This window comes from Pseudonocardia sp. CA-142604, from assembly GCF_050948475.1.
Taxonomy (GTDB): domain Bacteria; phylum Actinomycetota; class Actinomycetes; order Mycobacteriales; family Pseudonocardiaceae; genus Pseudonocardia; species Pseudonocardia alaniniphila.
Genome location: NZ_CP192045.1, coordinates 4,477,151 through 4,497,644 on the forward strand (window position 1 = coordinate 4,477,151; position 20,494 = coordinate 4,497,644).

The 20,494-nt window shown below is 67.7% G+C and carries 18 protein-coding genes; 9 read left to right on the forward strand and 9 right to left on the reverse strand.

Annotation, left to right across the window (positions count from 1 at the left end):
- Positions 1-201: 201 nt before the first annotated feature.
- From asnB to ACQPZQ_RS20250, 5 genes are all read right to left on the reverse strand, one after another.
- A complete protein-coding gene (gene asnB, locus ACQPZQ_RS20230; RefSeq protein ID WP_433298132.1) occupies positions 202-1,989 on the reverse strand; it encodes an asparagine synthase (glutamine-hydrolyzing) in 1,788 nt (595 codons plus the stop codon).
- 140 nt (positions 1,990-2,129) lie between these two features.
- Positions 2,130-3,038: an NmrA family NAD(P)-binding protein gene (locus ACQPZQ_RS20235; protein ID WP_433298134.1), complete on the reverse strand. Its 909-nt coding sequence runs from the start codon at positions 3,036-3,038 to the stop codon at positions 2,130-2,132.
- A 116-nt stretch (positions 3,039-3,154) separates the two neighbouring features.
- Entirely contained in the window at positions 3,155-4,054 is a 900-nt protein-coding gene (locus tag ACQPZQ_RS20240) for a haloalkane dehalogenase (RefSeq protein WP_433298136.1), read from the reverse strand.
- Positions 4,051-4,815: a hypothetical protein gene (locus ACQPZQ_RS20245; RefSeq protein WP_433298138.1), complete on the reverse strand. Its 765-nt coding sequence runs from the start codon at positions 4,813-4,815 to the stop codon at positions 4,051-4,053. The genes ACQPZQ_RS20240 and ACQPZQ_RS20245 overlap by 4 nt, the downstream gene beginning before the upstream one ends.
- A complete protein-coding gene (locus ACQPZQ_RS20250) occupies positions 4,812-4,952 on the reverse strand; it encodes a hypothetical protein (protein ID WP_433298140.1) in 141 nt (46 codons plus the stop codon). The genes ACQPZQ_RS20245 and ACQPZQ_RS20250 overlap by 4 nt, the downstream gene beginning before the upstream one ends.
- A 291-nt stretch (positions 4,953-5,243) precedes the next feature.
- Between ACQPZQ_RS20250 and ACQPZQ_RS20255 the strand changes: the two genes are divergently transcribed.
- Positions 5,244-6,269, forward strand: coding sequence for a zinc-binding dehydrogenase (locus ACQPZQ_RS20255; RefSeq protein WP_433298142.1), 1,026 nt, complete (start codon positions 5,244-5,246; stop codon positions 6,267-6,269).
- 53 nt (positions 6,270-6,322) lie between these two features.
- On the opposite strand, the gene ACQPZQ_RS20260 is transcribed toward ACQPZQ_RS20255, so the two are convergent.
- The gene (locus ACQPZQ_RS20260) at positions 6,323-6,970 is read right to left on the reverse strand and encodes a Crp/Fnr family transcriptional regulator (RefSeq protein WP_433298144.1); all 648 of its coding nucleotides are present in this window, start codon (positions 6,968-6,970) and stop codon (positions 6,323-6,325) included.
- 202 nt (positions 6,971-7,172) lie between these two features.
- Here ACQPZQ_RS20260 and ACQPZQ_RS20265 point away from each other — a divergent pair, with 202 nt between their 5' ends.
- The 3 genes from ACQPZQ_RS20265 to ACQPZQ_RS20275 all read left to right on the forward strand — a co-directional run bounded on the left by ACQPZQ_RS20265 (position 7,173) and on the right by ACQPZQ_RS20275 (position 10,027).
- On the forward strand, positions 7,173-7,703 hold the full coding sequence (locus ACQPZQ_RS20265) for a winged helix-turn-helix transcriptional regulator (protein WP_433298146.1): 531 nt from the start codon (positions 7,173-7,175) through the stop codon (positions 7,701-7,703).
- Positions 7,704-7,947: 244 nt separating this feature from the next.
- Positions 7,948-8,925: an SDR family oxidoreductase gene (locus ACQPZQ_RS20270; RefSeq protein WP_433298148.1), complete on the forward strand. Its 978-nt coding sequence runs from the start codon at positions 7,948-7,950 to the stop codon at positions 8,923-8,925.
- A gap of 178 nt (positions 8,926-9,103) precedes the next feature.
- Entirely contained in the window at positions 9,104-10,027 is a 924-nt protein-coding gene (locus ACQPZQ_RS20275) for an ABC transporter substrate-binding protein (RefSeq protein ID WP_433298150.1), read from the forward strand.
- Positions 10,028-10,030: 3 nt separating this feature from the next.
- On the opposite strand, the gene ACQPZQ_RS20280 is transcribed toward ACQPZQ_RS20275, so the two are convergent.
- The 3 genes from ACQPZQ_RS20280 to ACQPZQ_RS20290 all read right to left on the reverse strand — a co-directional run bounded on the left by ACQPZQ_RS20280 (position 10,031) and on the right by ACQPZQ_RS20290 (position 12,971).
- Entirely contained in the window at positions 10,031-10,624 is a 594-nt protein-coding gene (locus ACQPZQ_RS20280) for a GtrA family protein (protein WP_433298152.1), read from the reverse strand.
- 87 nt (positions 10,625-10,711) lie between these two features.
- Positions 10,712-12,004 (reverse strand): MFS transporter, encoded by a 1,293-nt coding sequence (locus ACQPZQ_RS20285; protein ID WP_433298154.1) that lies wholly within the window; start codon positions 12,002-12,004, stop codon positions 10,712-10,714.
- A gap of 337 nt (positions 12,005-12,341) precedes the next feature.
- Complete coding sequence (locus ACQPZQ_RS20290; protein WP_433298156.1) at positions 12,342-12,971, reverse strand: TetR/AcrR family transcriptional regulator; 630 nt, start codon at positions 12,969-12,971, stop codon at positions 12,342-12,344.
- Positions 12,972-13,074: 103 nt separating this feature from the next.
- Here ACQPZQ_RS20290 and ACQPZQ_RS20295 point away from each other — a divergent pair, with 103 nt between their 5' ends.
- The 5 genes from ACQPZQ_RS20295 to ACQPZQ_RS20315 all read left to right on the forward strand — a co-directional run bounded on the left by ACQPZQ_RS20295 (position 13,075) and on the right by ACQPZQ_RS20315 (position 20,196).
- Entirely contained in the window at positions 13,075-14,916 is a 1,842-nt protein-coding gene (locus tag ACQPZQ_RS20295) for a flavin-containing monooxygenase (protein ID WP_433298158.1), read from the forward strand.
- A gap of 107 nt (positions 14,917-15,023) precedes the next feature.
- A complete protein-coding gene (locus ACQPZQ_RS20300) occupies positions 15,024-15,752 on the forward strand; it encodes a DUF6319 family protein (protein WP_433298160.1) in 729 nt (242 codons plus the stop codon).
- A gap of 694 nt (positions 15,753-16,446) precedes the next feature.
- On the forward strand, positions 16,447-16,971 hold the full coding sequence (locus ACQPZQ_RS20305) for a 2Fe-2S iron-sulfur cluster-binding protein (protein WP_433298162.1): 525 nt from the start codon (positions 16,447-16,449) through the stop codon (positions 16,969-16,971).
- Positions 16,968-17,951 carry an FAD binding domain-containing protein gene (locus ACQPZQ_RS20310; protein ID WP_433298164.1) on the forward strand — a complete coding sequence of 328 codons (984 nt, stop codon included), beginning with the start codon at positions 16,968-16,970 and terminating at the stop codon, positions 17,949-17,951. Before ACQPZQ_RS20305 ends, ACQPZQ_RS20310 begins: the two co-directional genes overlap by 4 nt.
- A gap of 7 nt (positions 17,952-17,958) precedes the next feature.
- Positions 17,959-20,196, forward strand: coding sequence for a molybdopterin cofactor-binding domain-containing protein (locus ACQPZQ_RS20315; protein ID WP_433298166.1), 2,238 nt, complete (start codon positions 17,959-17,961; stop codon positions 20,194-20,196).
- Positions 20,197-20,494: the final 298 nt, after the last annotated feature.

Consider the following 20,494-nt stretch of genomic DNA (forward strand, 5'->3'; position numbering starts at 1 on the left):
AGAACTTGCCAGATGTTCTGGTTGTATCAATGGGTCGGTTTCCGGTGCCGATCATCGCCGACGTACCGATCTGACCCGATGGTTGAATCGGTTCGGTCCACAACGCCCGTCGAACTGTTTACCCGACCGGGGACAGGCTTTTGCGAGTCAGGCCCATGGGAAGCCTCACACCGGGCTTCCCATGGGCCTTCGGTTGCCTCCTCAGATGGAGACGGTCACGCCGTAGTCGGTCAGGAAGGACTCGAGCGTCAAGATCTGCTCCAACGCGAACCTGACGCCGCCGAACACCGCGTCGGCCGGAGGCGCGTCGAGCGCCGACTCGGCTGCATGGGCGTCCAGCAGCGGCGCCACTGCCGAGTCGCGGTTCTTCACCAGCGCGGCGAACCCGTCGTGCAGCATCTGGTCGTAGTCGGGGTCCTGCGTGGATGGGTAGGGGCTCTTGACCCGTTGTACGACCGACGGGGGCAGCACGTCCGCGGTGGCGGCCCGCAGCAGGCTCTTCTCGCGACCGTCGAAGGTCTTGTGTGCCCAGGGTGTGCCGAAGACGTACTCGACGAGGCGGTGGTCGCAGAAGGGCACCCGTACTTCGAGCCCGACGGCCATGCTCATCCGGTCCTTGCGGTCGAGCAGGTTGGGCAGGAAGCGGGTCAGGAACAGGTGGCAGATCTCGCGCATGCGCCGCTCATGCGGGTCGTCCGCGGCCGGGCCGGTCAGCTCGGGCACCTCGGCCAGTGCGGTGCGGTACAGGTCGTCGAGATAGCCGGCGAGGTCGAGCTTGCCGACCAGTCCCGGGTCGAGCAGCCGCTGGGTCGTCTCCGTGCGCACTGCGACGCCGCCGAGCCAGGGGAAGGTGTCGGCCTTGACGTAGGCGGGGTCGTGGAACATCGGGTAGCCGCCGAAGACCTCATCGGCAGATTCCCCCGACAGCGCCACCGTCGAACGCTCTCGGATCGCCCGGGACAGCAGATACAGCGAGCTGTCGATGTCGCCCATGGTGATCGGAACATCACGCGCGTGGCGCACCGCCGCCCGCACGTCCGGGTCGGCGAGCTCGCTGGTGGACAGCGTGATGTCGGTGTGGTCGGTACCGACGAACTTCGCCACCTCCTGCACGTACGGGGCATCCGGAGTGCCACGCGTCGCGCCGGGCGTGAAATTGTCGGTGTAGCCCACGAAATCCACCGCGAACGAGCGGATGCGCTCCGGACTGAAGCGCGCGGCCAGCGCCGTCAGGGCCGAAGAGTCCAGCCCGCCCGACAGCAACGTGCACAGCGGCACGTCGGAGATCAGTTGCCGCTGGATGGTGTCGTCGAGCAGTTCGCGTACGTGTTGCACGGTGGTGGGCACGTCGTCGGTGTGTCCGGTGTCGGCGAGTTGCCAGTAGCGCAGTTGCTGGATGCCGTTGCGGTTCACGCGTACGACATAGCCGGGTGGTACTTCGCGCATTCCGCGGAACACGGCGTTGTGTGGGTCGGCGACGAACCCGAGTGTGCGTCGGAGCCCGTCGAGGTCTATCACGCGTTCGGTGGTGGTGTTGGTCAGGATCGCTTTGGGTTCGGAGCCGAACAGCACGCCGTGTTCGGTGGGGTAGTAGTAGAGCGGTTTGATGCCCAGCCGGTCGCGTACCAGGGTCAGCTCGCGCGTCGTGGTGTCCCAGAGTGCGTAGGCGAACATCCCGTTCAGTTCCCGTACCGCATGGCGCGGGTCGCGTCGGCCCCACGTGTGGTGGGCTTGCAGCAGTACTTCGGTGTCGCTGCTGGTTTCGAAGTGCCGGCCGGTGGCGGCGAGGCGTTCGCGCAGTTCGCGGTAGTTGTAGGTCTCTCCGCTGTAGACCAGTGCCAGCGCGGTGTGGCTGTCCTGGGTCAGGGTCATCGGCTGTCGGCCGCCCTCGATGTCGATGACCGCCAGCCGGCGATGCCCCAACCCGACCGGCCCGTCGACCCACATGCCCTCGTCGTCCGGGCCTCGGCAGGCCATGGTCGCGGTCATTCCGGCCAGCTCTCGACGAGCGTCCGGCTCGCCCAGATCACGGTCGTAGGACCCATCCACATATGCCGCACATACGCAGTCGCTCCAAACATAGTAGTGATAAGCAGACGCCGATCAGTAGAGGCCAGTGATGTTCGGAGTCAGGAGCCGGGAACGAAGTTGGGCCCGCTGGTCTCGAAGAAGGAGCGATTCTCGGCGACGAATTGCTCGACCGACAGCGGGGGACACCCGCCGATCTTCTCGACGACGTCGTTCGTGCCTGCGAACACGCCGTTCTGGTAGTCGACGGCGACGTTGCTCAGGTGCTGGACGAGGTGCTCGTCCAGCCCCCGTTCGAGCATCGCCCTGGCGAATTCCTCGACGCTGATCGGCTCGTAGTGCACCGGGTAGCCGAGCACACCGGACATGGTCTTGGCGATGTCGTGGTGGTTCTGCTCGACCGGGCCGTGCAGGGTGTAGACCGCGTGGTTGTGCGGTTCGGGGTCGAGCAGCAGCGCGGCGATCACGCGGGATTGGTCGGCCGCGGCGATCGGGGCGTGGCGGCCCTCGCCGAACGGGAGCCGCAGATAACCCTCGCCATCCCGCCTCTCCCACCACAACTTCAACCATTCGGCGAAGAAGGTCGGCCGGATGTGTGTGGTGAGCAGGTTGGTCCGGTCGAGCAGACGCTCGCACAGCCAGTGTTGCCGGGCGGCGTTGCTGCCCGCCTCGCGGCGGGCGGAGATCTGCGACATGTTGACCACCGACCGAACCCCGGCCTCGGTCGCCGCCTGGGCGAAGATGACGGTCGACTCCACCAGGCCCGGCAGGATCGGGTGGCAGAAGTAAGCGCCGGTGACCCCCTGCAGCGCAGTGGTCATGCCGTCGAGGTCGTGCAGGTCGGCCTCGACGATCTCGGCGCCGGCCTCGGCCAGCGCGCGGGAGCGTTCGTCCTCCCGATGCACCATCGCCCGGGCGCGGTGACCTCGCTGGAGCAGCAGTTTGATCGCGCCGCCTCCGGTCCTGCCGGTCGCACCGGTGACCAGGAACAGCCTGTCATCGTCGGTCATCTGAACACCTTTCATAGAGCTACCGGTAGAGATCGACGGGCGAGCAGCGCCTCGTCGGGGTCGCCTGGCGGGCCCCCGCGGTGCTCGTCATCGGGCTGACGCGCCTGAACGTCCGGTCAGTCGGCCGGTCCGGTGCCGCGGATGCCGCGGACGAAGTCCGCGACCGCGGTACCGATCAGATCCGGACTGTCCTCCTGGACGAAGTGCACGCCGGGAACCGTCACTTCGGTCTGGTTGGCCCAGGTTCGGCAGAATTCGCGCTGGCTGCGGATCAGGATCGCGCCAGGTTCTGCGTTGATGAACAGTTTGGGCATCGTGGATGTGGCCAGCCACCGGCCGTAGTCCTCGACGATGCGCACGACCTCTGCGGGTTCGCCCTCGATCGGGAGTTGGCGCGGCCAACTCAGCGTGGGCCGGCGGCTCTCGCCCGGGGTGAGGTAGGGCGCGCGGTAGACCGCCATCTCCTCCTCGCTCAGGTCCCGGAGAACCGCCGTCGGCAACACTTCCTCGACGAACAGGTTGTCGGCGAGCACCATCGATTCGCCGGCCGGGGAGCGGAAACCCTGGAAAGTCTGCCGCGGGCCGTCCCGCCATTCATCCCATTTCATGGGGGCCACGATGGCTTCCATATAGGCGATCCCGGCCACCCGGTCCTGATGCTGAAACGCCCAGTCGAAGCCGAGCGCCGAACCCCAGTCGTGCAGGACGAACACGGAATTCTCGCCGACGCCGATACGGTCCCACAGCGCGAACAGGTATTCCCGCTGCTCCTGATAGGAGTAGCGATCCGAACCGGAGGGCTCCAGCTTGCCTGAGTCGCCCATCCCGACGAGATCGCAGGCGATCAGCCGCCCCAGCCCCTTGAGGTGCGGCATCACGTTCCGCCACAGGTAGGCCGAGGTCGGATTGCCGTGCTGAAAGACGATCGGATCGCCCTCGCCCTCGTCGAGGTAGGCCATTCGCACGCCGTTGATCTCGGCGAACTTCTTCTCGGCGTAGGGACGGGTGTTCATCATTGCTCTCCTCGAGGCGGCTGCGGTCCGGGGGAGAAGTCGACGGTGATGTCGGTGAAGTCGAGGATGATGACCGGCTCGGGTCCGGTGCGGCCGTCCTGGACGGGCAGTACGTAACGGTGTGTCGGGAACACCAGGCCGGACACGGTCCGGTGCGCTTCGGTGCGGTGGACGGCCTGTCGGCTGCCCATCACGTAGGGCGCGTAGTCGAGCCTGCGCAGCAGTCCCGATTCGTCGTAATAGAAGACCTGCTCGGTGCTGTGGGTGGGGATGTGCGGGGGAAAGGTCACCCGGAGCCGCCGCCACCGCTCACCGTCCGCCTGCCACGGCTCCAGTTCCTCGGTCCGGACACCGGGCACCGTCAGGAGGTACGGCGTGGTGAGGTAGTTCCACATGCCGTAACCGCCGAAGTACAAGGCGTGCAGCGAATCCCAACGGGTGTCGTCACCCCGGATGGGGAAGGACTCCCGCGGCGCGTGGCGCTCCTGCAGAACGGCGCCGCCCTCGTCCTCGATGGCCACACGGTCGGGCGTGTAGACCCCGCGCATTCCGGGGCCGGTGAAACCGGTGAACACCGTGCGTTGCTCATGCATCTCGACCGCGACGTCCACTCCGGCGAATGTCTTCTCCTGGCCGAGCGCCTTCCAGGTCGGGCCTACCATGTGGAGCCGTGCACGGACCGTCGTTGCCCTGCTCCAGTGCTCGCGTCCGCCGTGCGCTTCAAGCACCAGATCCAGCAGTCCGGTTCCCTGGGCGTTGCTCACGAAGCCGGCTCCTCCGCGCCGATGACGTTTCCCCGAATGAGCCACGTCGGGCGTCCGGCACAGGCGATTGCTTCAGTGAAGAATGCGGTCTTCTCGGCCACGCGTCTGATGATGAAGGCAACGAGAAGCTGGTACATCGGACAGTCTCCTCAGGTTTGATGTGATGCCGGTGGTACCTCGCAGACAAGATCTGGTTGCGGCGACGCTGGGCCGCACCAGGTCGGTTCAATCAGTGAACTAGACCGAGCCTAGCACGCCCTAGTTCGGTGAGCGAACCGGCGAGCCGAATGGGGCGAATGTCCCGTCCAGGCAACTACGCGGACCCGCGCTACCAAAGTCACTGCCGTCTCTCCCGTAGGGGTGGACACTGCGCCCGGCGTGGACAACCGCGCCACGCGAAGAATGTGGGGAGCTCTGAGGAAAGTCATATGTCGACGAACCTGACGCGCACCCGGCGCTACGTCCTCGCCGCCCGGCCCGCCACGACGACCGGGCCGGCCGACGACGGGGTGTTGCGCTACGAGGACGACGCGCCGGTGCCTCCGATCGAGGACGGCCAGGTGCAGGTGAAGGTCGAGTGGCTGTCGCTGGACGTCGCGACCCGCGGCTGGATGAACGACGTGCGCAACTATCTGCCGCCGTCGCCGCTGGGTGAGGCGATGCGCGCACTCGGCTCCGGCATCGTCACCGAGTCGCGGCACGAGGACTTCGCCGATGGCGACCGGGTGTCCGGGCTGGTGGGCTGGCAGGAGGACGCGGTGGTCCACGGCTCCACCCTGAGCAAGGTGCCGGACGGCGTGCCGCTGCAAGCCGCACTGCACGTCCTGGGCATCTCCGGTCAGACCGCATGGCTCGGCCTGCACGACATCGGACAGCCCACGCCGGACGAGACGGTGGTCGTCACCGCTGCGGCCGGCGCGGTCGGCTCCGTCGCGGTACAGCTCGCGGCGGCCGCCGGTGCCCGCGTGGTCGGCGTCGCCGGCACGCCGCAGAAGTGTGCGTTCGTGCGTGAGCTGGGTGCGGTCGAGTGTGTGAACTACAGGGAGCAGGACGTCGCTGCGGCCATCGCGGAGCTGGCTTCTGATGGCGTCGACGTCGTGTTCGACAACGTCGGCGGGTCGATCCTGGATGCGTTGCTCCCCATGCTGGCGGTGAACGCCCGGGTCGTCCTGTGCGGTGCGGTGTCCCGGTACGACAAGGGCCGCGGCCCGGTCCCGCTGCACAACTGGTTCCACCTGCTGCCCAACAGGGTGCGGATGGAGGGCTTCATCTACCTGGACCACAAGGACCGGTTCGACGAGATCGAGGCCGACCTCCTGTCCAAGGTTCGGCGGGGTGAACTGCGCTGCCAGGAACACATCCTCGACGGGCTGAAGGCCGCGCCGGAGGGGATCCAGGTGCTGCTGAACGGCAGCAACAACGGAAAGGTGCTGATCAAGCTGGGCAGTGACTGATCACCGCTGATCCGGGCCGCCGGCGATGGCTTCGAGCACATCGGGCCTGACGATCAGCAGGCCGCCCTTCGGCAACCGGCGCAGAGCGCGCCGCGCTCGCGCAGCATGCGGAGAGACCGTGCGACCACCTCTCGCACCGATCCGACGGACTGCGCGAGCTCATGCTGGTCGGCCAGCACGACCAGCCCCTCCGGCTGCCGGACGGCCAACTCCGGCAGGTGTCGGCTCACGCGTTGGTCGATCGTGCCGAACACGTTGGCGCCCAACGTGTCGATGGCCTCGTAACACACCCTGGCCATCTGTCTGGCCAGCGACCATGCGACTCTCGCGTCGGTCCGTCCGAAGCGACGGAGAGTCTCCGGGTTGAGGAACGTGATCTCACAGTCGGTGATGGCATAGCCCAGCCACGGGCATCCGTTGGCGATCACCGATGGCAGCCCGAGCACCTGGCCGGCGCCCGCGTACCGCACCGTGGCCGTCCGCCCGTCCGGCCCACTGAGCACCACGCGGGTGAGACGGGAGTGGATCAAGCCGAGAGTCGGGCGCTCGGTCTCGCCGATGAGGCTCCCCGCCGGGATCGTGACAACGGAGGCTTCCGTGAGCATCGCCGACCGGACGTCGTCCGGCAGCTCGGCAAGATGGCTGTGCCGCCATGCCTCCAGCGACCCGCTCTGGATTCGGCGGTTGTGCACCGCAACCATCCCGGTACCTCCTGGCTGGCCCCTCGCCGTCGAACGCGTCGTGTCAGGAACGCGGACTGGTACACGGCACCCCCCGTGGAACGTGGTGCCGATGACCGAGCCCGGCCGCTCACGGAGCGCCGCCAGCAGGCTCGATCGGTCCCCGGACCCGACGGTAGCACGTGATAGTTCAGTGAGTGAACTGGCGAGGTAGGATTGGGACATGGCACTACCCAGCACCTATGCGGACCGCAACTGTTCGCTGGCACGAGCGTTGGAGATCGTGGGAGAGCGGTGGACGCTCCTCATCGTTCGTGACGCGTTCTACGGGGTGCGCCGGTTCGGCGACTTCGCCACCCAGCTCGGGATCCCCCGCGCAGTCCTGACCAGCCGACTCAAGGCCTTGGTGCAGGAGGGCGTGTTCAGTCGCGATGACGCCGGGGCCGGTGGTGTCGAGTACCGGCTGACCGACAAGGGCATCGCCCTGTGGCCGGTCGTGCGCTCCCTGATGAGCTGGGGCGACGCGTTCTACTCCCCGGCCGGTGTGAAGCGTGCCCTGCGTCACGACCAGGACGGCGGCCTGCTCGACGACGAGGGACGCTGTCAGCAGTGCGGCTCGGTCATCCCGGTTTCGGAGACCCGGATCGAACCAGGCCCCGGTTTCGAGCCGAGCGGCTCTGATCCTGATCGCGTGTCCGCCATGTTCAACTCTCCGCGGCGGCTTCTCGAACCGCTCACGATCCCGCGCGGCTGACGGCTCTTCCGGCGGCAGGAGGGGAAGCGCCTTCTGCGTGTCCGGCAAACCAGAATGATCGGCCCGTGCTCCACGGAATTTTCCCGTGGTGCAAAGAGCGCTGTCGATTTTTCGGCATCACCGTCGGCATCGTGTCATGCACATCACCCGCCTGACTATTCGTAGGCCCGGTCCGGTCGCATAGGGTCTCGCTATGTCTTTGAAAGTCAGCAGGATGTAGCCCTGGCCGGCACTGTGGTGACCGATGCTCGAATCGGCAGAACGCACCAAGCCCGGGCCGTTCCTGCCGCGCACGATCGAGATGGGGACCTACCTGGGTATCCGCCGGAAGAGTCGTCTGGTGGCGATGGCCGGTGAACACCTGCGCCCTCCAGTACCTGGGATTCCGGCTTCGCCTTCGCGCCGGAACTGTCGTCCTGACCCGCACGCCCGTCATACGTTGGGGAGAATCATCATGTCGTCCGTGCTCATCACCGGCGCGTCCAAGGGAATCGGCCGAGCCATCGCCGTCGAACTGGCGAACCGCGGCCATCGAGTGATCGCCACCGCCCGCCGGCCGGAGGCCCTGGCCGACCTCACCGTTGACCAGCGCCTACGCCTCGACGTCACCGATCAGGGCAGCGTCGATCAGGCCATTGCGGACGCCGGCGAGATCGACGTGCTCGTCAGCAATGCAGGCGCGACGCTCCGCGCGCCGCTGGAGAGTGTGCCGCTCGCGGAGGTCGAACGGCTCTTCGAACTCAACACCCTGGGCGCGCTGCGAGTCGCGCAGGGCGTTCTGCCGGCGATGCGGAAACGGGGATCGGGGCGCCTGGTCTTCGTCTCCAGCATCCAAGGGCGACTGATGTTGCCGATCATCGGCTCTTACGGCGCCAGCAAGTGGGCGCTCGAGGCGATCGCCGAGGGCCTGGCCATCGAGACGGGTCATTTCGGCATCAAGGTGAGCATCGTGCAACCCGGCGCCGTGTCCACGAACGGCGCCGAGCAGGCAAAGGCGCTCTTCGCGGACGACGATCCCTACCTTCCGCTGTATCACCAACTCGGCGCCCTGCGCGGTGCGGTCATCACCGTCGACGAGGTGGCCGCTGTCGTCGCCGACACGATCGAGCACGCGCAGCCTCCACTGCGTGTGCCCGCCGGCGCCCCCGCCGAACGAGCGCTGAAGGCCCGCAAGGAGGCGCCCGAGAGCGAACCGTTCATGCTGGCCCAGCTCGACTGGTAGCCACCTTCGTACGGAAACGACTACATTCTTGCTGTTTCGGGAAAATCTCCCTGCGTCATCCCACGATTCGCGACAACTTTTCGCTGCCCGCACGCGGAGCGGCATTATTGTGGCGGCGGCTGCGGAACGCGCGACGAGAAGTGTCGGGCCGGGCCTGTGCGATGACAGGAGCTAACTCATGAAACGCGTTCTGGCCACGCTCGCAGCCACTGCGGTCGTGGCATTGACCCTGTCGGCCTGCGGTGGCGGAGCAGACCCACTGGGCAATGGAGCGGGCGGCGGGTCCGGGGCACCGGGCGACACGATCCGGATCGGGTCGGCGAATTTCACCGAGAGCACGCTGGTGGCGGAGATCTACGCGCAGGCCTTGGAGGCGAAGGGGGTGAAGGTCGAGCGGCATCTGAACCTGGGCAGTCGGGAGACCTACATCCCGGCGTTGGAGGACGGGTCGATCGATCTGATTCCGGAGTACAGCGGCAATCTGTTGCAGTATCTGGACCGTTCTGCGCCGCAGACGGCGCCAGGGGATGTGTACGCGGCGTTGCAGAAAGCGGTGCCTGCGCCGTTGACGGTGCTCGACGAGTCGGAGGCACAGGACAAGGACTCGGTGGTGGTGAGCCGAAATCTGGCGCAGCGCTTGCATGTGACGTCGATCGCGGACCTGGCGCCGCACTGTGGTGAGCTGGCGTTCGGTGGTTCGTCCGAGTTTCAGACGCGCTCGGACGGTATTCCCGGGCTGCAGAAGAACTACGGGTGCTCGTTCCATGCGTATATGGCGTTGGACGCCGGTGGGCCGTTGACGTTGTCGGCGTTGACCGGGGGCACGGTGCAGGCCGCCGACGTGTTCACGACGGATCCGTCGGTGGCGGCCGATGGCCTGGTGGCCTTGGACGACCCGAAGAACAACTTCGCTGCACAGAACGTGGTGCCGTTGATCAACTCCTCGAAGGTGACGGACGCGGTGAAGCAGGAGCTCAACGCGGTGTCGGCGAAGTTGACCACGCAGTCGCTGATCGACCTGAACCGTCGGTTGGCCGCCCCGGACAAGCCGGATCCCGCTGTGGTGGCCAAGGGCTGGCTGGAGCAGAGCGGGCTCGGCTGACGGTCACGCCGGAGCGTTGCCCCGCCTGCCGAACACGACCCAACGCATGGCGCAGTACATGAAGATCCCCTCGCAGACCCCCGCCGCGATGCGCGCGAGGTGGTACTCCACCCCCACGGCCGCGAGCCCCGCGCCGACGCCGAGCAGGATCACGCCGAAGTTGATCGCGACCACGAGCACGTAGAGCAGGACCTGGCGACCGGCCGGGGCGTGGGACCGGAAGTTCAGCGTGCGGTTGAGCACGAAGCCGAGACCGAATGCTGCCGCGTACCCGAGGGCTATCGACACCTCGATCGGCCAGCCGAGCCACCCGTGCATCGCGGTCAGGAGCAGGAGGTCCACGCCGAAGGTGAACCCGTTGATCAGGGCGAATCCGATGAAGGTGGGGTCGACCACCCGCGACAGGCCGAAGGGAAGAACGGCCGCGACGGTGGCGCACATCCGCGCGAACCGGAGCGCGATCCCGGAGTCGCCGGTTTCGGCCCCACCGTCACCGGCCGAGACGCCGGGCTGCGCTGGTGCGCCCGGAGCAGGCGCCTCTGTGCGTGCCCGGGGTGCGCCCCGGCGACGGCGTCTCCGGCGGTGGGTGGTCGTCATGCAGCCCTTGGTAGTGGGCGATCCCTGTGTGCAGCGGAAATGCGGTGTGGACCACGGGTGAACTTCTCGGAATACACGACGGGGGATCTACTCGGTGAAGTCGGCGGTGCGGGTCTCCGCCATGAACAACAGGCAGATCAGGCACAGGACGGCGATCCCGATCAGATACCAGGACACCCCCGTCGTCGCGTGGGTGCGGGCGAGCACGTCGGTGGCGATCAGCGGGCTGATGCCGCCACCGATGATTCCGGCGGCGCTGTAGGCGAAGGAGGAGCCGGAGTAGCGGTAGCGCACGCGGAACAGCTCCGGGAAGTAGGCACCCATCGGGCCGTACAGCAGCGCGAAGCACACCAGCCCGACCGTCATCGCGATCCCGATCAGTATCGGCTGGCGAGTCTGGATCAACCAGAAGAGCGGGAAGGCCCAGACCCCGGAGAGCACCGCCGCGGTGATGCACAGTTTGCGCCGGCCCACGCGATCGGAGACCGCGGCGAACCACAGCGTCGCTGCTCCCATCAACAGTGACGCCACGATTGCCTCGGTCAACATCGTGGTCTTGTCGACGTGCAGCTGGGTGGTGGCGTAGGTCAGACAGAAGGTGGTGATCGTGTAGAACATCGTGAACGCCAGGATGAACGACAGCGTGGCGAGGATGAGCACCACCGGTTGGCGCCGCAGCAGCTCGAGGAACGGCACCCGGGCTTGCTGGTGGGCCTGCGCCACCGCCGCGCGGAACACCGGGGTCTCCGCGATCCGCATGCGGATGTAGAAGCCCACCACCAGCAGCACAGCCGAGGCCCAGAACGGAATACGCCAGCCCCAGGACGTGAACGACTCAGGGCTCATGCTCGCGCTCAGCACGAGGTACAGGAAGTTGCCCAGCGCGAATCCGATGGCCGGGCCGAGCTGGGGGTATGCCGAGTAGAGCCCGCGCTTGCCGGCGGGGGCGTACTCGGTGGCCAGCAGCACGGCCCCGCCCCACTCTCCGCCCAGTCCGATGCCCTGCAGGAATCGCAGAACCGCGAGCAGGATCGGGGCGGCCACCCCGATCGCGGCGAACGAGGGCACGCAGCCGATCAGCACCGTGGAGATGCCCATGACCAGCAGTGAGGTGATCAGCATCCGTTTGCGGCCGAGCCGGTCGCCGAAGTGGCCGAACAGGATCGCGCCCAGTGGGCGGGCGATGAAGCCCACCGCGAACGTTGCCAGCGCAGCGAGGGTGCCGGCAGTCGCGGAGAACGAGGGGAAGAAGAGGGTGCCGAACACGAGTGCGGCGGCGGTGCCGTAGATGTAGAAATCGTAGAACTCGATCGCGGTGCCGATGAAGCTGGCGATGGCGATTCTGCTTTGTGATGGGGCGTCGACGGTGGCGCTGGTCATCAACACACTCCTCCGAGATGGCCGGGCCGCCGGAACGGTCGCTTCTGGTGCACGATTTCGCCGCCTTGACGTGTTGTGGGTTTTTTCGGTGAGGACCGAATCGGTCCCGCGCCGGCACTTGCTGACGCCGACGAATGCTACCGGCGGGCACGCCGCTGAAGACTTCCGGCCATGATGACGGAGCCGGCGGATCGGCGCCGCACATTGTGGTCGTATGCGCATGTGGCGTGCGCCCCGGAGGCTCCTGAAAACGTCACAGATCACGCAAAACGCCGTTTCGTGGCCCTGAATCGCGCGGGGTCCTACGATATGAGATGGAACGGGCCGAGGCGTCGAATCAGCGCATTGCAGCCAGGGCCGCGGCCAGCGAAGCTTCGATGACGTGGGCCGACACGACGGCGACTTCCTCCGGGGTACGACCGAAGTCGCCTGCCAGGGACTGCGTGCTGAATCCCGACAGGTGCACCGCGACGGCGTCGACGAGCCACGGAGGCGGCTCGCCGCGGCCGCCGCGGGCCTGCCAGACGCGGGACGTCACGTTCGTCGCGAAACGCCTGCGGCTGGCTCGCCGCTCCGCGGCCGCCTCGGCCAGCTCGGCCGACAGGTCGTCGGGAGTGAGCACGGCCAGCTCCCAGTAGATGCGGCCGTTGCGGGCGTTCAGGCGATGGGTGACGGTCAGCAGGTCGAGCAGCCAGGCTCGCAGGTCGTCGTCCTCGGGGGGAGGTGGGATCTGCAGCGCGTAGCGGCGCACGCCGTCCCTGATGGCGGCCACGAGGAGCCCGTCGCGGGTGGCGAAGTGGCGGAAGACCGTGCGCCTGTTGACGCCGGCCGCTGCGGCGACGTCGTCGACGGTGGTGGCGAGGCCGCGTTCGGCGAGCACAGTGCGAGCGGCCCGCAGGATCCGGGAGCGGGCGACGTCGCGTTGTTCGTCGGCGAGCGAGGTGGCGCTGCCGGCGTCGTGGGTCACGCCGGGATGGTACCGGGCCGGCCTTGAAGGCTGTCACTGATGAGTGACATCCTGGCACTAGTGAGGGGCGCCTGTCTCTCCGCACGTCACTTCCGGAGGGTGCATGAGCGTCACCGGGCCGCTGACCAGGCCGGACGGCACTGTCATCGACAAGACGGCGCTGCGCAGGAAGTACCTCGAGGAGCGTGACAAGCGGCTACGGCCCGACGGCAACGACCAGTACCAGCGCCTCACCGGGCGGTTCGCGCACTACCTGGAGGACCCGTACACCCCGCGGACCGAACGCGAACCGAAGACCGACGACTGCACGGTCGTGTTCATCGGCGGTGGGTTCGGCGGCCTGGTCACCGGCGCGCGGCTCAAGGAAGCCGGGATCGACGACGTGCGGATCATCGAGAAGGGCGGCGACTTCGGCGGCACGTGGTACTGGAACCGGTATCCGGGTGCGCAGTGCGACACGGCGTCGATGGTCTACATGCCGTTGCTCGAAGAGACCGGTCACATGCCGACTGAGAAGTACGCGCACGCGCCGGAGATCCTCGAGCACTGCCAGCGCATCGGAAAGCACTTCGGGCTGTACGAGGACGCGCTGTTCCACACCGAGGTGACCGGACTGCAGTGGGATCCGCAGCGCTCCCGCTGGGTCGTCAGCACCAACCGCGGCGATCACTTCACGGCCCGTTTCGTGGCCATGGGAATCGGGCCGCTGCACGTCCCGAAGCTGCCGGGCATCCCAGGTATCGACGCGTTCGCGGGGCACTCGTTCCACACCAGCCGCTGGGACTACGACTACACCGGCGGGGACCCCTCCGGCGCGCCGATGGACAGGCTGGCCGACAAGCGGGTGGCGATCATCGGCACCGGTGCCACGGCCGTGCAGTGCGTGCCGCATCTGGCCGGGTCGTGCCGTGAGCTGTTCGTGTTCCAGCGCACCCCGTCGTCGGTCGACGTCCGCGGCAACCATCCGATCGACCCCGAGTGGTTCGCCGGGATCGCCACGCCGGGCTGGCAGCGACGCTGGCTGGAGAACTTCACGGCCAACCAGACCGGCGGCGTGGCTACCGAGGACCTGGTGATGGACGGCTGGACCGAGATCGCCAGGCGGGTGCGGGCGAAAGTCATGACGCTCCCGGCCGGGGAACGCACCCCGATGACGATGCTGGCCGCCTTCGAGGACTCCGACCACGAGAAGATGGAGGAGATCCGGGCCCGCGTCGACGGGATCGTCGAGGACCGGGCCACAGCCGGGCATCTCAAGGCCTGGTACCGCCAGCTGTGCAAACGGCCCTGCTTCCACGACGAGTACCTGCAGGCCTACAACGTGCCCGGCACGCATCTGGTCGACACCGACGGCAAGGGCGTCGAGCGGATCACCGAGCACGGGGTGGTGGTCGCGGGCACCGAGTACCAGGTCGACTGCATCATCTACGCCTCCGGCTTCGAGGTCGGCACCGCCTACACGCGGCGGGCGGGCTACGACCTGATCGGACGCGACGGCGTCACGCTGTCCGAGCACTGGGCCGACGGGATGCGCTCGCTGCACGGCATCCACGTCCGCGGCTTCCCGAACGCGTTCTTCGTGCAGCCGACGCAGGGCGCGAACCTGCTCTCCAACGTCCCACACAACCTCACGGAGTCGGCCCGGACGATCGCGACCACCATCAAGCACACCCTGGACAGCGGCGCCGACGAGATCGAGGTCAGCCAGGAGGCCGAGGACCGGTGGATCGCGCTCCTGCTGACCGGGCCGGGGCGGATGCGGCGGTCCCCTGACTGCACTCCGGGCTACTACAACAATGAGGGGCAGGATCCGGGACGGCGGGCGCTGCTGAACGTCGGCTATCCGGCAGGGCCCAGCGCCTACTTCCGGTACCTCGACGAGTGGCGCACCAGCGGCACGTTCGAGGGTCTCGAGTTACGGTCGGCCCCGCCCGCTACGGCCTGATCGAGCCGGTTGCGATCGGCTCCGAGTGGATCGACGATGCCGCCACCGGTTCTGTCGGTACCCCTGTGCAGAATGCACCGCAGTTGAGGCAAGGGGAGTTACGGACGATGGTCGCAGCGAATCCGCTGTCGGAGCAGGACCTGGCGGAAGCGCGTCAGGAGTTGGCGGCCGGGAGGCCGCTCACGGTGTGGTTCACCCCGGCCGCGGTCGGTGTGCCGGCCAACGGCTCGGCCAAGGTGATCTCGATCGACGAGGTCGCCGAGGGCGACTTCATCCAGGTCAAACCCGCGGGCTCGCGCGACACGATGTTCTGCTCGCCGAGCGAGCTCACGAGAACACGACCGGCGCGCAAGAAGGTCCAACGGCCTGCCGAGCGGGCTCCCGAGCCGATCGTGCCGTCGGAAGAGGCGCCTCAGGCTGCATCGACGCCGGAGAAGCCGCGGTCCGAGCCCGAACCGGAGTGGACGCCTGCGCCGTCCCCGCCCGCGCCCCAGAAGGCGCCGCCACCCCCGCCGGCGCCGGTCAAGGCGCCCGATCGCCCGCGTTCCACGGGCAGCCGTTCGGCCGGGCGTCCCGCAGAGGTCACGGTCACCCTCAACGCCACAGCGGAGGGGGAGTGGACCGTCGAGGTCATGATCGGCAAGAAGCGCACCGTACGGCCCACCCCGGTACAGCCTGGTGACGTGGCCAAGGCCGCCAGGGCGTTGCCCTCCGTGGTGGCCGAGGCGATCGATGCGTCGCTGGAGGCAGCGCGCCAGCGGCAGCTCGAACGGGTGGAGCGCCTGAGTGCCGAACTCGAGGCTGCTCAGCGGGCGCTGCACGAGCTGATCAGCTAGTCGAGGGCAAGCCGGCACCTCCGGGAGCCCAGGCGCTGTCGCACGGCGATCTCACGCGTGCGTCATTCGTGATGTTCGTCCGTTCGGCTCACGCTCACGTTTTCGATACCTTCTTGCGGGGGATCGGGAGCCGGTCGCAAATTCCCTCTATTGTGGCGCGCCCGTCCATCGCTAAGCTTCGGCTGTATGCGCGGGGCCGCGGGAGGGATGGAAGTTGATGAGTGTGCCGTGCGCCGTACGGGCGGTTTGATCGAGGGCTGAGCGGTCCGCGCGCACCGTGACCCGACGGGGCGGTCGTCGACCCCACGTCGATGTTGACGAGCCTCAGTTCTCTCTACCTGCGTGGTCCTCTTCGGTCAGGTTTCCGTATCTCGATATGATCACGGATGATCATATCGGACGTCGCGCAATGTGCCGAAACCATGCATCCGAGTCGCTGTAGCATGACCCGCGCGCCGTGCCAATAATCAACAAATCGGGCGACGATCATATGTCGGCCGCACGCGGATCGCTCCGGAGCCGCGACCTCAGCCGTGCCGCCCGTCCACCGATCTCGACGAACGCTGATCGTGTGACCCCACGGTCAGGATGAGGAGGGACTGTGAACAGTGAGTCAGCAACGCGTCTCCAAGGGGCCTCGTCCTCCGGGCTGAGCGGTGGCGCATCCACCGCGGTCGGATCGAGCGAGCAAGAGATGCCCCAGATCGCGGCCATCACCTTGAGGATCAACGGCCGTGCGCAGCGTCTGGAGGTGGACACGCGGACGTCGTTGCTGGATGCGCTGCGCGAGCATCTGCAGCTGAGCGGCACCAAGAAGGGGTGCGACCACGGGCAGTGCGGCGCGTGCACCGTGCTGGTGAACGGCCGGCGCATCAACTCGTGCCTGACGCTCGCCGTGATGCACGAGGACGACGAGGTCACGACGATCGAAGGCCTGGGGGAGCCCGGTGACCTGCACCCGATGCAGGCGGCCTTCGTCGAATGCGACGGTTTCCAATGCGGCTACTGCACGCCGGGCCAGATCTGTTCGGCGGTGGGGATGCTCGCCGAGGTCGAGGACGGCTGGCCGAGCCATGTCACCGCGGACGTATCGGCGACCGAGATCGCGGCCACCGGTGAGGAGATCCGCGAGCGGATGAGCGGCAACATCTGCCGATGCGCCGCGTATCCGAACATCGTCGCGGCCATTCGCCTCGTTGCGGAAGGAGACCGGCGATGAGGTCCTTCACCTATGAACGAGTGGTGGACGCGCAGGCAGCGGTTGCCGCGGCGGCCCGGCCCGGGGCGAAGTTCATCAGCGGTGGCACGAATCTGCTGGATCTGATGAAGCTAGAGATCGAACGGCCGCGGCATCTGGTGGATATCAGCCGGTTGCCGTTGCGGGAGATCGAGGAGTTGCCGGATGGGGGGTTGCGGATCGGTGCGCAGGCGGCCAACTCCGACACTGCCGGTGATGAGCGGGTGCGCACCCGGTATCCGGTGTTGACCCAGGCGCTGGTGGCGGGTGCGTCGGGTCAGTTGCGGAACAAGGCCTCGGTCGGGGGCAACCTGTTGCAGCGCACGCGGTGTGCGTACTTCTACGACACGGCCGCGCCGTGCAACAAGCGGGATCCGGGGTCGGGGTGCTCCGCGATCGGTGGTGTGAATCGGATCCACGCGATTCTGGGCGCGAGTGACGCGTGTATCGCTACCCATCCCTCGGACATGGCGGTAGCGATGGCCGTGCTCGATGCGGAGGTCGAACTGCTCGATGCGGATGGTGCGGAGCGCCGGGTGCCGATCGGGGAGTTTCATCGGTTGCCGGGTGACACACCGCATGTCGAGACGGTGGTGCGGCCCGGAGAGATGATCACGGCGGTGGTTCTGCCGCCTGCTCCCGCGGGTCGGCAGTTCTATCGCAAGGTCCGGGATCGCGCGTCGTACGAGTTCGCGTTGGTCTCGGTGGCGGCGATCGTCGCCACGGATCAGGGGACGATCAGCGGGGCGCGGGTGGCGTTCGGCGGTGTGGCGCACAAGCCCTGGCGGTCGGCCGAAGCGGAGGCGGTGCTGGTCGGGCGTCCGGCCACGATGGCGACCTATCGCGAGGCGGCGGAGGCGGCGATGCGGGGGGCCGTGGGGCGGGGGCACAACGACTTCAAGATCGAGCTGGCCCAGCGGACGCTGTGCCGCACCTTGGCGCAGCTCGCCGAGGGGAGCTGAGACGGCGATGACGATGATCGGGCAGGCACTCAACCGCGTCGACGGCCCGTTGAAGGTCTCCGGCAAGGCCACCTACGCCTACGAGCACTGGGTCGACGGCATCCAGCCCCTCTACGGCTTCGTCGTCGGTGCGACGGTGGGCACCGGACGCATCACGCGCGTCGACACTGCTCGCGCCGAGGCCGCGCCCGGCGTGCACACGGTGATGACCCACCACAACACGCAGGAGCAAGGCACCCCCGACCTGTCCATACCTTTCGAATACTGGCGCGCGTTCCCGGCGCTGAGCGGCCCCGATATCCATCATTACGGGGAGCCGGTGGCGTTTGTCGTCGCCGCGACGTTCGAGCAGGCACGGGCGGCGGCACAGCTGGTGGATGTCGAGTACGCAGGTGGGCCGGGTTCCTACGACTTCGCCGCGGCGCAAGATCAGGCGTACACCCCGGAATCGCTGATTCTCGGGATCCCGGCCGATACCGCGGTGGGCGACTTCGATGCCGGGTTCGCCGCCGCCGAGGTCACGATCGACCAGCGCTACACCACGCCGTGTGTCCTCTCGCAGCCGTTGGAGCCGCAGGCGTGCCTGGTGGTGCCGCGAGGCGAGGACCTGGTCGTCTACGCCAGCGCGCAGATCGTTGATGCGGCACGCTCCTCGGTCGCCAACACCCTGCTGATGGATCCGAAACACATCCACATCGTCTCCCCGTACATCGGTGGGGGATTCGGGTCCAAGCTGAGAATCCATTACGAGACGATCCTGGCGGCATTGGCCGCTCGCGCGCTGGGCCGTCCGGTCAAGGTGGCGGTGACCAGGCAGCAGGTCTTCCACCTCACCGCGGTGCGTCCCATGGCGAACCAGCGGATGCGCCTCGGCGCGGGACGCGACGGGCGGCTGGTCGCGATCGCCCACAACGTCACGATGCACACGAGCCGCCACTCGGAGTACGTCGAGCCGACGGCAACCACCACCCGTAGCCTCTACGCCGCTCCGAACCGGTCGACGAGCCACCGCATGGTGCCGCTGGATCTGGTGCGCGGCGAGGACGTCCGCGCACCCGGGGAGGCGCCGGGCATGCTCGCCGTGGAGTCGGCGATGGACGAGCTGGCCCACGAGCTCGGGATGGATCCGGTGGAGCTGCGGATCCTCAACGAGCCGAAGGTCGATCCCGAGCGCGGTGTGCCCTACAGCGAGCGGAAGCTGGTGGAGTGCCTGCGTGAAGGCGCTCGCCGGTTCGGCTGGGAGCGCCGCAACGCCGAGCCCGCGAGCATGCGCGACGGCCGATGGCTGGTCGGCTACGGCATGGCCTCGGCCATCCGCGTCCATCTGCAGGCAGAGACGAAGGTGCTGGTGCGGCTGGGGCCCGATGGTGCCGCCGTCGTCCGGACGGACATGACGGACATCGGTACGGGGACATACACGATCCTCACCCAGGTGGCGGCCGACGGACTCGGACTGCCTCCCGATCGCGTGCGGGTCGAACTCGGGCGCTCCGAGTTCCCCCTGAGCGCGGGATCGGGTGGGTCCTGGGGTGCCGCGAACACCAGCACTGCGGTCCATCGCGCGTGCGCGGCCCTGCGCGAGAAGGTGCTGGCCACGGCGTGTGGCGACGCACGGTCCGCGCTGCACGGCCGGGACGCAGCGGACGCGGTGTTCGCGGACGGGAGCGTCAGCATCGGCGGCGCCTCCGAGTCGCTGAGCGACATCGTCGCGCGCGACCACCCCGAGGGCGTGGAGGCGGAGGGCGAGATCCTCGGCATGTCCGACGAGCCCAACTACCGGGACTACGCGATCCACACCTACGGAGCCCATTTCGTCGAACTGGGCGTCGATGCCGACACCGCCGAAATTCGTCTCCGGCGGATGTTGGGGGTGTTCTCGGCCGGTCGTGCGCTCAACGCGAAGACAGCGCGTTCACAGCTGATGGGCGGGATGATCTGGGGGGTGAGCGCGGCGCTGGACGAGGAACTCATCATCGACCAGGACACCGGCGGGTTCGTCAGCCGTGACCTCGCGCAGTACCTGTTGCCCGTCCACGCCGACATTCCCGATCTCGACGCCGTCCTGCTGGAGGGCTTCGACGACAAGGCCAACGTCCTCGGGGCGAAGGGCATCGGAGAGCTGGGTATCTGCGGGGCCGGCGCCGCGATGGCCAATGCCGTGTTCAACGCCACCGGCGTCCGGGTGCGCGACTTCCCGATCACGCTCGAGAAGGTGCTGCCCGGGCTTCCCCCCATGGACGACTGACCAGGCAGGCTGATCGCCACGGTCCGATGAGGCCTCGTGCCTCGTCGGACCGTGGCGTCGTCGCGCGCCCGGCAGCGGGAGCGTCTGCGCGCCAGGATCGTTAACAATTTCGTTGACCACACTTCGGACAACATGGTTAGCTCGGGTCAACCGTTCATGGGCGACTGAGGGCCACGAGGGCCGGCAGGAGGCGCGGGGGATGAGCTGCACGAGCGCCTGCCGGACCACGAACGCCCCGTGATCGCCGGCGTCGAGGACCAACTCCGCCGAGACGGGGACCGGACGACCTTGTCGTAGC